9 protein-coding genes are annotated in these 11,507 nt (G+C 69.3%); 5 read left to right on the top strand and 4 right to left on the bottom strand.

The features are described from left to right. The first annotated feature begins 305 nt into the window (after positions 1 to 305). Positions 306 to 2,816: a sodium-translocating pyrophosphatase gene (locus VF697_RS09785; RefSeq protein ID WP_331093573.1), complete on the top strand. Its 2,511-nt coding sequence runs from the start codon at positions 306 to 308 to the stop codon at positions 2,814 to 2,816. A gap of 80 nt (positions 2,817 to 2,896) precedes the next feature. Here VF697_RS09785 and VF697_RS09780 read toward each other — a convergent pair whose 3' ends face one another. Beyond that, the gene (locus VF697_RS09780; protein ID WP_331093571.1) at positions 2,897 to 3,217 is read right to left on the bottom strand and encodes a transcriptional regulator; all 321 of its coding nucleotides are present in this window, start codon (positions 3,215 to 3,217) and stop codon (positions 2,897 to 2,899) included. A gap of 163 nt (positions 3,218 to 3,380) precedes the next feature. Between VF697_RS09780 and VF697_RS09775 the strand changes: the two genes are divergently transcribed. From VF697_RS09775 to VF697_RS09765, 3 genes are all read left to right on the top strand, one after another. Further along, the gene (locus VF697_RS09775) at positions 3,381 to 4,346 is read left to right on the top strand and encodes a fatty acid desaturase (protein ID WP_331093569.1); all 966 of its coding nucleotides are present in this window, start codon (positions 3,381 to 3,383) and stop codon (positions 4,344 to 4,346) included. 123 nt (positions 4,347 to 4,469) lie between these two features. Continuing rightward, complete coding sequence (locus VF697_RS09770; protein ID WP_047854950.1) at positions 4,470 to 4,676, top strand: cold-shock protein; 207 nt, start codon at positions 4,470 to 4,472, stop codon at positions 4,674 to 4,676. Between the two features lie 65 nt (positions 4,677 to 4,741). After that, complete coding sequence (locus VF697_RS09765) at positions 4,742 to 5,308, top strand: DUF99 family protein (RefSeq protein WP_331093564.1); 567 nt, start codon at positions 4,742 to 4,744, stop codon at positions 5,306 to 5,308. Between the two features lie 20 nt (positions 5,309 to 5,328). Here VF697_RS09765 and VF697_RS09760 read toward each other — a convergent pair whose 3' ends face one another. After that, positions 5,329 to 5,817 (bottom strand): hypothetical protein, encoded by a 489-nt coding sequence (locus tag VF697_RS09760; RefSeq protein WP_331093562.1) that lies wholly within the window; start codon positions 5,815 to 5,817, stop codon positions 5,329 to 5,331. Between the two features lie 145 nt (positions 5,818 to 5,962). Between VF697_RS09760 and VF697_RS09755 the strand changes: the two genes are divergently transcribed. Further along, on the top strand, positions 5,963 to 6,715 hold the full coding sequence (locus tag VF697_RS09755) for a hypothetical protein (protein ID WP_331093560.1): 753 nt from the start codon (positions 5,963 to 5,965) through the stop codon (positions 6,713 to 6,715). A 6-nt stretch (positions 6,716 to 6,721) separates the two neighbouring features. Here the strand turns inward: VF697_RS09755 and VF697_RS09750 are convergent, their stop codons facing one another. Then, on the bottom strand, positions 6,722 to 8,176 hold the full coding sequence (locus VF697_RS09750) for a TolC family protein (protein WP_331093558.1): 1,455 nt from the start codon (positions 8,174 to 8,176) through the stop codon (positions 6,722 to 6,724). A 52-nt stretch (positions 8,177 to 8,228) separates the two neighbouring features. Next, entirely contained in the window at positions 8,229 to 11,354 is a 3,126-nt protein-coding gene (locus VF697_RS09745; RefSeq protein ID WP_331093556.1) for an efflux RND transporter permease subunit, read from the bottom strand. Between the last annotated feature and the right edge of the window lie 153 nt (positions 11,355 to 11,507).

The following is an 11,507-nucleotide window of genomic DNA, read 5'->3' as shown; positions in this document are numbered from 1 at the left end:
CTGGAGCATCTCCATCATGCGCGGTGACCAGGTCCTCAAGACCATCAGCGTGAAGGTGCTGTAGTCCTCCGCTGGACCCCGACGCGCCCGTCTGGTGGCCCCCGCGGCCCCGACGGGCGCGTCCATTTCCCGGTGAAACATTCCGGGAATTCGACTTCTCTACCGGGGACGTGATAGACGCGGGCCGCCTTCAGGCCTGCTGTCCCGATCCTGAAGGGCGAGGCTGTGCTGAAGCGTCGGCGTGCGGATTTCCCGCCCGCAGGCGGCCAACCCCTCGACACTCTCTCTTGAGGAGTTGCACCCCCATGAAACCCACTTCACGGATGGACGCTCTCCGCGCGAGCGTCACCGGAACGGCCGCCAGGGTCCTCGGACTCCTGGCCGTGCTGGCCGGCAGCACCGCCCGCGCCAGCGAGGCGGACCTCGTCCTTCCCGACTTCCGCACGGTTCAGTTCGTGGGCGGCCTCGACGGCCGCGCGCTGCTGATGGCGGGCATCGCCGTCTCCATCCTCGGCCTCGTCTTCGGCTTCCTGCAGTACTCGTCGCTGCGCAACCTGCCGGTCCACCGGTCGATGCTCGAGATCTCCGAGCTCATCTACGAGACCTGCAAGACGTACCTCGTCACCCAGGGCAAGTTCATCCTCATCCTCGAGGTGCTCATCGGCGCCGTGATGGTGGTGTACTTCGGCGTCCTGCGGCACATGGAGGCCGTCAAGGTCATCACCATCCTGGTCTTCAGCCTCGTCGGCATCGCCGGCAGCTACGGCGTGGCCTGGTTCGGCATCCGGGTGAATACCTTCGCCAACAGCCGCACCGCCTTCGCGTCGCTGCGGGGCAAGCCCTACCCCACCTACGCCATCCCCCTGCAGGCCGGTATGTCCATCGGCATGGTGCTCATCTCCACCGAGCTCCTGCTGATGCTCTTCATCCTCCTGTTCGTCCCCCGCGACTTCGCGGGCCCCTGCTTCATCGGCTTCGCCATCGGCGAGTCGCTGGGCGCCTCGGTGCTCCGCATCGCCGGCGGTATCTTCACGAAGATCGCCGACATCGGCTCGGACCTGATGAAGATCGTCTTCAAGATCAAGGAAGACGACGCGCGCAACCCGGGCGTGATCGCCGACTGCACCGGTGACAACGCCGGCGACTCGGTGGGCCCCTCGGCCGACGGCTTCGAGACCTACGGCGTGACGGGCGTGGCGCTCATCACCTTCATCCTCCTGGCGGTGCCGCCGGAGTTCCAGGTCCAGCTGCTCGTGTGGATCTTCATGATGCGCATCGTGATGGTGCTCGCCTCGCTGGGCTCCTACGGCCTCAACGGCATCATCCAGGGCGGCAAGTACAAGAACGCGGACCACATGAACTTCGAGCACCCGCTCACGTTCCTGGTGTGGCTCACGTCCATCGTGTCCGTGGTGCTGACCTTCCTGGTCTCCTACCTGCTCATCCCCAACCTGGCCGGTGACACCAGCCTGTGGTGGAAGATGTCCTGCATCATCACCTGCGGCACGCTGGCGGGCGCCATCATCCCCGAGGCCATCAAGGTCTTCACCTCCACCGAGAGCCGCCACGTGCGCGAGGTCGTCACGGCCTCCCGCGAGGGTGGTGCGTCCCTCAACGTCATCTCGGGCCTCGTCGCCGGTAACTTCTCGGCCTACTGGATGGGCATCATCATCGCGGCGCTGATGGGCGGGGCGTACTTCTTCAGCCTCGACATCCCCAACACGCTGATGATCGCCCCGGCGGTGTTCGCCTTCGGTCTGGTGGCCTTCGGCTTCCTGGGCATGGGTCCGGTCACCATCGCGGTCGACTCCTACGGCCCGGTGACGGACAACGCGCAGAGCGTGTACGAGCTGTCCCTCATCGAGAACGTCCCCAACGTGAAGGCGGAGGTCCAGAAGGACTTCGGCTTCACCCCGGACTTCGAGAAGGGCAAGGAGTACCTCGAGGAGAACGACGGCGCGGGCAACACCTTCAAGGCCACGGCCAAGCCGGTGCTCATCGGCACCGCCGTGGTGGGCGCCACCACGATGATCTTCTCCATCATCGTCATCCTGGTGGGCATCACGGTGGGCGCGGACGGCCTGCGCTCGCTGAATGCGGCCAACGCGGCCAACCTGTCGCTGCTGCACGCCCCCTTCCTGCTCGGTCTCGTGACGGGCGGCGCCATCATCTACTGGTTCTCCGGCGCCTCGATGCAGGCGGTGTCCACCGGCGCCTACCGCGCGGTGGAGTTCATCAAGGCCAACATCAAGCTGGAGGGCGTGGAGAAGGCGAGCGTCGAGGACTCCAAGCGCGTGGTGGAGATCTGCACCCAGTACGCGCAGAAGGGCATGCTCAACATCTTCCTGGGCGTCTTCTTCAGCACCCTGGCCTTCGCCTTCCTCGAGCCGTACTTCTTCGTGGGCTACCTCATCTCCATCGCCATCTTCGGCCTCTACCAGGCCGTGTTCATGGCGAACGCCGGTGGCGCGTGGGACAACGCCAAGAAGCTGGTCGAGACGGAGCTGAAGGCCAAGGGCACGGAGCTGCACGCGGCCACGGTCGTGGGCGACACGGTGGGCGACCCCTTCAAGGACACCTCGTCCGTGGCGCTCAACCCGGTCATCAAGTTCACCACCCTCTTCGGCCTGCTCGCGGTGGAGCTGTCGGTGGAGCTGGTCGCCTCCGGTCACCAGACCATCACCCGCGTGTTCGCGGTGGCGTTCTTCATCGCCTCGATGGTGTTCGTGTACCGCTCGTTCTACGGCATGCGCATCGAGACCCCGATGGCCGCCCTCACGGGCGACAACGCCAAGCCGGGCATGAAGACGGCCTAGTCACTCCCGGCCCCCACGGGCTGGAGTGGTGACGAGCGGCGGGGAGCCTTCCGGCTTCCCGCCGCTTCGCTTTTGCGGGCTCAGCGGATGCGGAACGCGGGCGGGTCAATCCGGGTGGAGCGGCACTCGGGGCAGGAGCCGGGCCGGGTCAGGCGCTTGCGGTCCCGGAAGACGAAGCCGCAGGCGAGGCACTCGGCGGCAATCACCTCCAGCGCGGCCCCTCCGGCCTTGAGGGACTTCTCCAGGTGCTCCAGGTGCCCGGCCACGTCCTTCTCGGAGATGCCCACCCGGGCCGAGAGCTCCTTGGCGGTGAGGCCCGTCTCCGGCGCCGCGGAGAGCTCGGCCTCCAGGGAGCCGCGCACCGTGGCGCCTCGCATCGGGGGAACGGGGCTGTGAGCCATACGCCACTACCTCCCGGGTCGATGATAGGCACTCCCTCCCGCGTGGGCGCCCGGGGCCCCCTGCCCGCTCGGACGGCGGTGCCCGGGGGCCCCCGGCCCGTGTCCTGTTTCGAAAAGATTCCTGGGTGGCTCCAAAACGGGCCGGGATATAGCCTGGGGCGCCATGAGCCTTCGCTACACCGCCGATTACAGGACCCTGCTGTGGTGCCTCGCCATGCCCATCGTGGCGATGGCGCAGTACGTCAACCCGGGCCTCATTCCCTACCTCAGCCCGCTCGGGTGCTACCTGGCGTTGTGCGCCGGCGTGATCGCGCACAACCACAACCACTGCCCCACGTTCAAGAGCCGGCGGATGAACACGGCCATGGGTTACTGGCTGGCGCACTTCTACGGCTACCCCACCTTCGCCTGGGTGCCGACGCACAACCTCAACCACCACAAGTTCGTCAACAAAGCGGGGGATGCCACCATCACCTGGCGCTACACGGACAAGCACAACTGGTGGGTCGCCTTCACGTACTTCTTCGTCTCGTCCTATTGGCAGAGCGATCCCATCAAGCAGTACATCCGCAAGGCCAGGCAGTCCAACCCCACGCTCTACCGGCAGGTCATCAGCCAGTACGTGATGTGGGCCGGGCTGCACCTGGCGCTGCTGGGGCTGGCCATCGCGTGGCACGGCGTGGCCGCGGGCCTCAAGGTGTGGGGCTTCGCCTTCCTCGTCCCGGCGCTCTTCGCGCTGTGGACCATCATGTTCTTCAACTACATCCAGCACGTCCACGCGGACCCCTGGAGCGAGCACGACCACTCGCGCAGCTTCAACGGCAAGGTCATCAACTTCCTGCTCTTCAACAACGGGCTGCACGCGGCGCACCACGAGATGCCGGGCGCCCACTGGAGCACCCTGGGCGAGGCGCACGCGAAGATCGCTCCGGAGATCCACCCGGAGCTCAACCTGCCCAACTTCTTCACCTGGTGCTTGCGCGTGTACGTGCTGGCGCCGTTCTTCCCGCGCTTCGGCACGCGGCAGATCGGCCGCGCCCCGTTCGATCCGCCCACCGGCGAGGTGCCGCAGCTGGCGGCCGCGGACGTGGAAGCGGTGGAGTCCGGCATCAACGCCGCTCGGGCATGAACTGAACACTTCGAGGGGACAACCTCTCGACTTTGAAGAGCGGACGGACTACGCATTTGGCCTCCGGCTCAAGTCCGAGCCGAGAGGCGGCGGGCGCCGCCTGTAACGAAAGAAGAACGATTCATGGCAACTGGTACTGTCAAGTGGTTCAACGACGCGAAGGGCTTCGGGTTCATCACGCAGGACGGCGGTGGTGAGGACGTGTTCTGCCACCACACGGCCATCAACATGGATGGCTTCCGCACCCTGGCCGAGGGCCAGCGCGTGGAGTTCGAAGTCACCAAGGGCCCCAAGGGCCTGCAGGCGCAGAACGTCCGCGCCGCCAGCTAGTCCGCAACACCGATGAGTCCTGGAGCTCGACCTCGTCTGGGGTCGGGCTCTTTCTTTTGGCGCGCATGCGACTGCCTCCCCTCCCGCGCGTGGTCGGCTTCGACGACGCCCCCTTCGCCCGGCGCCCGGGGGCGGCGGTGTCCCTGGTGGGCGTGGTGTGCGGCGGCACGCGCTTCGAGGGGCTCGTCTGGGGGCGCGTGCGCAAGGACGGATGGAACGCCACCGACGAGGTGTGCCGGCTGCTGGTGGGGGGCAAGTTCCTGCCGCAGCTCCACCTGGTGCTGCTGGATGGCATCGCCTTCGGGGGCTTCAACGTGGTGGACCTGCCGAGGCTGGCGGAGCGGCTGGGCAAGCCCTGCGTGACGGTGATGCGGCGGCTGCCGGACCTGGAGGCGGTGGAGCGCGCGCTGCGGCACCTGCCCCGGCCGGAGCGGCGGCTGGAGCTGCTGCGGCGGGCCGGCCCCCTCCACCAGCGCGAGGGCTTCACCTTCCAGGTACAGGGCGCGGAGCCGGCCTGGGTGGCGGAGGCGTTGAAGCGGCTCACGGACCGGGGACACGTGCCAGAGGCCCTGAGGCTGGCGCATCTCATCGGCTCGGCGGTGGTGACGGGAGAGAGCTCCAAGCGCGCCTGAACGACCGTCCGAGGTGCCCGCTACCGCCGCACCTCGGGAGGCACCTGCGCCAACCACCCCACCTCCAGCGCGGCCCACAGCCCGAGCAGGACGGCCTCGGCCGCGTCGTGCCGCAGCGAGGTGGGCCGGGGCGCGCCGGACCACTCGATGACCCGGCGCGCGAGCCCATCGGCGGCATCCTTCGCCAGGCCACCACTGCGCTGCTCGCGGGCATACAGGAGCCGGGCGCGCCAGTCCTGGGCGGACACCCGCAGCACGGGGAGGGCCCGCCGCGCGGCCTCGCGCTCCCACACCTCCGCGATGGGTCCCCCACCCTCCAACACCAACCACACGAGCGGCCCGGCCGCGTGCAGCACCGCGGGCACCGCGCGCTTGAGCCGGGAGTGCGAGCCGAAGTTCTGCGAGCGATACCAGCGCAGCCTTCCGTCTTGGCCGAACAGGGCCAGCCCCGAGCGCAGCCCGAGGTCCACCGCGAGCAGCCCTGGCGCTGGCGCCTCGCCCGGGCTCACCCCGCCTCCGTCAGGGACTCGCGCCGGGGGAGTCCGTTGGAGGTGAGGCAGGCGCCCTCGAAGGCGTGACGGATGGGCCGAGTATGTTCGTGGGCGAGCCTCTCCGGCATGCCGGGGAGTCTATCGTGGACGGGAGACACACTTCATGGGACTGCGAAGAGAGCTGGCCGTGCTGGCGATGCGCGCGACCCCATTTCCAGGCACGGGCGAGAACTTCCTCGACACGGCGGGCATCCCCGCCCCGGTGCCCACGGTACCGGGCTCCATCGGCGTCGTGGCGCACGAGTCCTTCACGGCCCGCAAGGCGCTGCGCTCCTTCGACGTGGTGGTCATCTTCACCATCGGCGACTTCGCCCCCGGCGCGAGCGGCTCCGAGTACTTCAACCCGCGCAGCCCCTGGTACAACGTCTTCTACGGCGCCTACGGCTTGCGCTCGTACAAGCCGGACGGGAGCGCCTGGGGCTTCCACGCCGACGGCAGTCCCCACGTCGCGGAGCTGCTCCAGATTCCGGAGCTCGACTACAACTTCCTCACCGCGGGGGCACTCGGGTGCCCCCCGTCCCGCATGTGCTTCCGCGCGGACGAGGTGAAGACGGGCAGGCACCGCTCCTGGCACGTGCTCGACGTGGCGGCCACCATCCCCAGCGGGCTGCACCACGCGCGGGACGCCGAGTCCCCCGAGCTCAAGTCCTACGTCCTCTTCGGCAGGCCCGAGGACACGCACCTGTCCGGTGGCCGCCAGAGCTACGAGCCCGTGCGGATGCGTGGGCGCATGCTCTACAAGGTGGTGGCCCCGCGGCTCACGCTGGTGTGGGGTGGCCTGTGCCCGGACACGCCCGAGGGCCAGAAGCTGCTCTCGGACGTGCTGGACGCGATGGACCCGCTCTACCCGGGCTGAGGGCGGCTACCGCGCCGCCTGCGGCTCCTGCTCGAGCGAGGCGGCGATGCGGCCGGCGGCGCCCGCCAGCTCCACGCGGCGGATTTCGAGCGTGGCCCGGGCCTGGGCCGCGGCGCTGGCGGCGAGGAAGCGCCGCGTGTCCGCGTCCGACAGCTCCAGGCTGGTGGCCACCCCGGCCTTGTAGGCCGCCGCCACCTGCTGCTGCACCCGGGCCGCGAGCTGCGCCTGGGCCTCGGCCTGGGCCAGCGCGGCCTGGCTCGCCTCCAGGTTGGCCTTCGCCGCCACCCAGCTCGCGCGGGACCTCGCGCGCGCCGACTCGTACTGCGCCTGGGCCTGCGCCAGCCGGGCCTCGTCCTCACGGAGCGCCGCGTAGCGCTGCCCACGGTCGTACAGCGGCATGGAGGCCGCCAGGATGAGGTCGTAGGAGGTCGTCCTCCCGGTGAAGCCGGTGTTGGAGTTGTAGTTGCCCTTGGCGATGGCGGCCACGCTCGGCAGCCACGAGAACCGGTCGTACGTCACCTTGCCCTCGTTGGCCTTCACCGCCTTGGCGGCCGCGCGCACCGCGAAGGTGTCCTCCCAGGGGCTCTGCGCGTCCGAGGGAATCTCCCACCGGGCAGCGGGCGTCTCCAGCGGGGCCGGCTGCACCGGCTCGCCCACCAGCGCGCCCAGCATCGCCTGGAGCTGCGCGTACTGGCCGGAGAGCTGCGCGAGCTGCACGCGCGCCTGGGCCGTCTCCGCCTGGGCCCGCAGCAGCGCCGCCTCCACCGTCATGCCCGCTTCGAGCTGCGCCTTGGACTCGCGCTCGCGCTGGAGGGCCACCTGCTCCGCCTCGCGCGCCGCGTCCATCATCTCCGAGATGCCCTGCAACCCCAGGTAGGTGCGAGCCACCGCCAGCAGCACCTGCTCGCGCGCCTCCAGGGCGCCCAGCTCCGCCGCCTCCGCGCCCGCCTTCGCCGGGCCGATGAGGAAGACGCCGGCCGGGGTGAAGAGGGGCTGGGAGATTTGCGCCGTCGCATAGCGCGAGTTCTCCGCCGAGATGGTGACGGGCGGCGGGACGAGCCCCGGGTTCACCGGCATGAGCTGGAACACGCCGCCCACGAGCTGGACGAAGCCGCCGAGGTCCAGCGTGGCCGGGGCACTGGTGTGGACGAACTGGCCGCTGAGCGTCACCTCGGGCTGCCAGGCCGTCCAGGCGCGGCGGAGTCCGACGGCGGCCACCGCGGACTGGGCACGGGCAGCGGCCACGTCCGGGCCCTGCTTCACGGCGAGGGCCAGCGCCTCCTGCAACGTCACCGTGTGGAGCGTGCCAGGAGCCGGAGCCGCCGCCAGGCCGGGCTGCGCGGCGGGAGCCGCCTGGGTCTCCGCGGGCGCCTGGGCGAGTGCGCCGAGCGGCGAGAGGGCGGCGAGGAGGACGAGGGAGAGGGGGCGCCGGGCGGACCCGGCGGCGGTTCGAAGGTTCATAAGGTGCGGGAGTCGCGAATGAACGAGGAAGGGCGCGGCGCCCGGGGGCCGCTCAGGCGGCGCGACCGGGCTGCTGCTCCTGGGACTCGGGGACGGGCGGGAGCGGCGTCACGTCCTGCTTCGGGGTGCGCCGGGTGAAGCTCAGCCGCTCCATGGCCGCGAACACCACCGGCACCACCAACAGCGTGAGAAAGGTGGAGGTGATGACGCCGCCGATGACGGCGATGGCCATGGGGGCGCGGAACTCGGAGCCCACGCCCTTGCCGATGGCGGTGGGCACCATGCCGATGGCCATGGCGGCGCTCGTCATGAGGATGGGGCGCAGGCGGCGCGGGCCGGCCTTCATCAACGCCTCGTCCACCGTGGCGCCCTCGCGCAGGTACTGCAGCGCGCCGTCCACCAGGAGGATGGCGTTCTTCGTCACCAGGCCCATCAGCAGGATGATGCCGATCATCGCGCCCATGGAGACGTGGTAGCCGCCGAAGAACAGGCCCAGCAGCGCGCCCACCAGCGCCAGCGGCAGCGACACCATGATGGTGAAGGGGTGCTTGAGCGACTCGAACTGGCTGGCGAGCACCATGTAGATGAAGACGAAGGCCAGCAGGAACGCGGTGCTGAAGGCGTCGTTCTGCTCGGTCATCATCTTGATCTGCCCGTCGTAGATGAGCGAGTAGCCCGGGGCCAGCGGCTTCTCGGCCACCTTCTGCTTGAGCTTCGCCGCCACGTCACCCAGCGGGGCGCCATTGAGCTGGGAGTAGATGGCGATCTGCCGCTGCCGGTTCTCGTGCTCGATGACGCTCGGCCCGTCGCGCAGCTCCACCTTCGCCACGTCCGTCACCGGGACGAGCCCCTTGGGCGTGGCGAGGAGGATCTGCCGCACGCGCTCGGGGGTGGCGCGGTCGCGCTCGCTCAGCCGCACGCGGATGTCCGTCTCGTCGACGCCCTCGCGCAGCTTGGCGGCCACGTCACCGCCGATGGCCATGCGCATCTGCAGGGCGAGGGCCGCGGCGCTCACGCCCAGGTCCTTGGCGCGCGCCCGGTCCACTTCGATGGCCAGCTCCGGCTTGGGCGGGTTGAACTCCACGCGCACATCCGCGGTGCCCGGGATGTCACGCAGGATCTGGGCGATGCGCTCGGCCTCCTGGCGGATGGTCTCCAGGTCCGGGCCGATGACGCGCACCATGATGGGGAAGAAGTCGCCGCCCAGGCCGTCGATGATGGGCAGGTCCTGCAGGTTGATGCGGGTGGCGGGCAGCGCCGGGGTGAGCAGCTCGCGCGCATGCTCCTTGATGGCCTGGATGCCCCGCTCGCGCGACTGCTTGTCCTGGGTGAGCACCCGGATGCGCGCCTTGTTGACGTCGCCGTTGTCTCCGACGATGGCGTAGATGTCCGTCACCTCGGGGATGCTCTTGAGGATCTTCTCGGCCTGCGCCACACGGTTGCCCGTCTGCTCCAGGCTGGAGGCGTCGGGCAGGATGAGCTGCACGATGAACTGCGAGCGATCCTCGGCCGAGATGAACTCCATGCCCAGGCGGCTGGCGGCCCCGAAGGACACCACCATCACCCCCACGGTGATGCCCGTGGTGAGCCACTTGTGGTCGAGCACCCAGCGCAGGATGTCCGAGTAGACGCGCTCGCTGCCGTCCAGGAAGCGGCGGATGGCGCTGGCCACCGCGTTCTCCTGGTGGTGCTCCCCCGCCACCCGCTGCTTCGCCAGGCGCGCGGACAGCATCGGGTCCAACGTGAAGGAGATGAAGAGCGAGATGAGCACCGCCACCGAGATGGTGATGCCAAACTGCTGGAGGAACTGGCCCACCATGCCCGGCATGAAGGCCACCGGGACGAACACCGCCACCAGGGCGAACGTGGTGGCGAGCACCGCCAGACCCACGTCCTTGGTGCCCTTGGAGGCCGCGCTCACCGGATCCTCGCCCTGCTCCAGGCGGTGGGTGATGGCCTCGCGCACCACCACCGCGTCGTCGATGAGCAGACCGATGGCCAGCGACAGCGCCAGCAGCGTCATCTGGTTGAGCGAGTAGTTCAGCGCGTACATCACGAAGAACGTGCCGATGACGGAGGTGGGCAGCGCCAGCGAGGAGATGAAGGTGCCGCGGGGATCCAACAGGAACACCAGGATGATGAGCACCGCCATCGCGCCGCCGAAGAGGAGGGCGACCCACACCTCGTGGGCGTTCTCGCGGATGTCCACCGACTGGTCGATGAGCAGCCGGGTCTGGAAGCCGTGGCCCAGGGCGGGCACCACCTTGTCCATCGCCTTCTTCACCGCGTCGCTCACCGCCACGGTGTTGGAGCCGGGCTGCTTGATGACCTCGAGGATGACGGCGTCCGCGCCGTTGAGGCGCGCCGTGGTGCGCCGCTCGGCCACGCCGTCGGTGATGGTGGCGATCTCCTCCAGCCGCACCTGGGCGCCCGTGCGGCTCTGGGCCACCGGGAGCGCACGCAGCTCGTCCACGCTCTTGAACTGCCCCAGCGAGCGCACCGTCAGCTCGGTGGCCCCCAGCTGCAACCGGCCCGCCGGCAGGTCCAGGTTCTCCATGCCGATGCGCTGGGCCAGGTCCATCGCGGACACGCCCACCGCGCGCGCCTTGTCCAGGTCCACGTCCACCTGGATTTCGCGCACGTCGCCACCGTTGATGCGCACGTCGGCCACGCCCTCGAGCTGCGCCAGCGAGGGCTTGAGCTTGTCCTCGATGATCTTCCGCACCGTGCGCGAGTCCACCTGCGCGCTCGCCGCGTAGGTGAGGACGGGCACCGCGGAGATGTCCACGCGGCCCACCACCGGTGAATCCGCGTCCTGCGGCAGCTTGTTGGCGATGCCCGACACCTTGTCGCGCACCTCCTGCACCGACTTGTCCAGGTTGGCCGACAGCTTGAACTGCACCAGCACCGAGGCGACGTTCTCGCGGCTCCAGGAGTGGATCTTGTCCACGCCGCTGATGCCCGCGACGGCATCCTCGATGGGCTTGATGATCTGGGTCTCGATCTCACCAGGGCCCGCGCCCTTGTAGACGGTGTTGACCACCACCACCGGGATGGAGATGTCCGGGAAGAGATCGGTACCCAGCCGGGTGTAGCCCATCACCCCGAGGACGATGAGGCAGAAGGACATCATGGCCGTGAAGATCGGCCGGCGAATGGAGACGTCGCTGAGGAGCATGGGGGGTGACGCCCTGGAGTCGTGCGGCGGGGATTACTTCACGGAGACGCGCGTACCCTCGGAGAGGGACGGCGTGGGGTACTCGACGACCTTGTCCAGCGGGGCGGCGGCCTTCACCACCACCTCGCGCAGGCCCCGCTCGATGACCTGGAC

The organism is Archangium sp., assembly GCF_036388035.1.
Classification (GTDB): domain Bacteria; phylum Myxococcota; class Myxococcia; order Myxococcales; family Myxococcaceae; genus Archangium.
Note: the sequence above shows the minus strand (reverse complement) of the source record. Positions and strands in the feature narration are given on the sequence as shown.

Excerpts from the sequence above, each read along its gene's own strand:
- VF697_RS09775 (WP_331093569.1), top strand. The coding sequence starts at position 3,381 with ATGAGCCTTCGCTACACCGCCGATTACAGGACCCTGCTGTGGTGCCTC.
- VF697_RS09770 (WP_047854950.1), top strand. The coding sequence starts at position 4,470 with ATGGCAACTGGTACTGTCAAGTGGTTCAACGACGCGAAGGGCTTCGGG.
- VF697_RS09785 (WP_331093573.1), top strand. The coding sequence starts at position 306 with ATGAAACCCACTTCACGGATGGACGCTCTCCGCGCGAGCGTCACCGGA.
- VF697_RS09780 (WP_331093571.1), bottom strand. The coding sequence starts at position 3,217 with ATGGCTCACAGCCCCGTTCCCCCGATGCGAGGCGCCACGGTGCGCGGC.
- VF697_RS09750 (WP_331093558.1), bottom strand. The coding sequence starts at position 8,176 with ATGAACCTTCGAACCGCCGCCGGGTCCGCCCGGCGCCCCCTCTCCCTC.
- VF697_RS09745 (WP_331093556.1), bottom strand. The coding sequence starts at position 11,354 with ATGCTCCTCAGCGACGTCTCCATTCGCCGGCCGATCTTCACGGCCATG.
- VF697_RS09755 (WP_331093560.1), top strand. The coding sequence starts at position 5,963 with ATGGGACTGCGAAGAGAGCTGGCCGTGCTGGCGATGCGCGCGACCCCA.
- VF697_RS09765 (WP_331093564.1), top strand. The coding sequence starts at position 4,742 with ATGCGACTGCCTCCCCTCCCGCGCGTGGTCGGCTTCGACGACGCCCCC.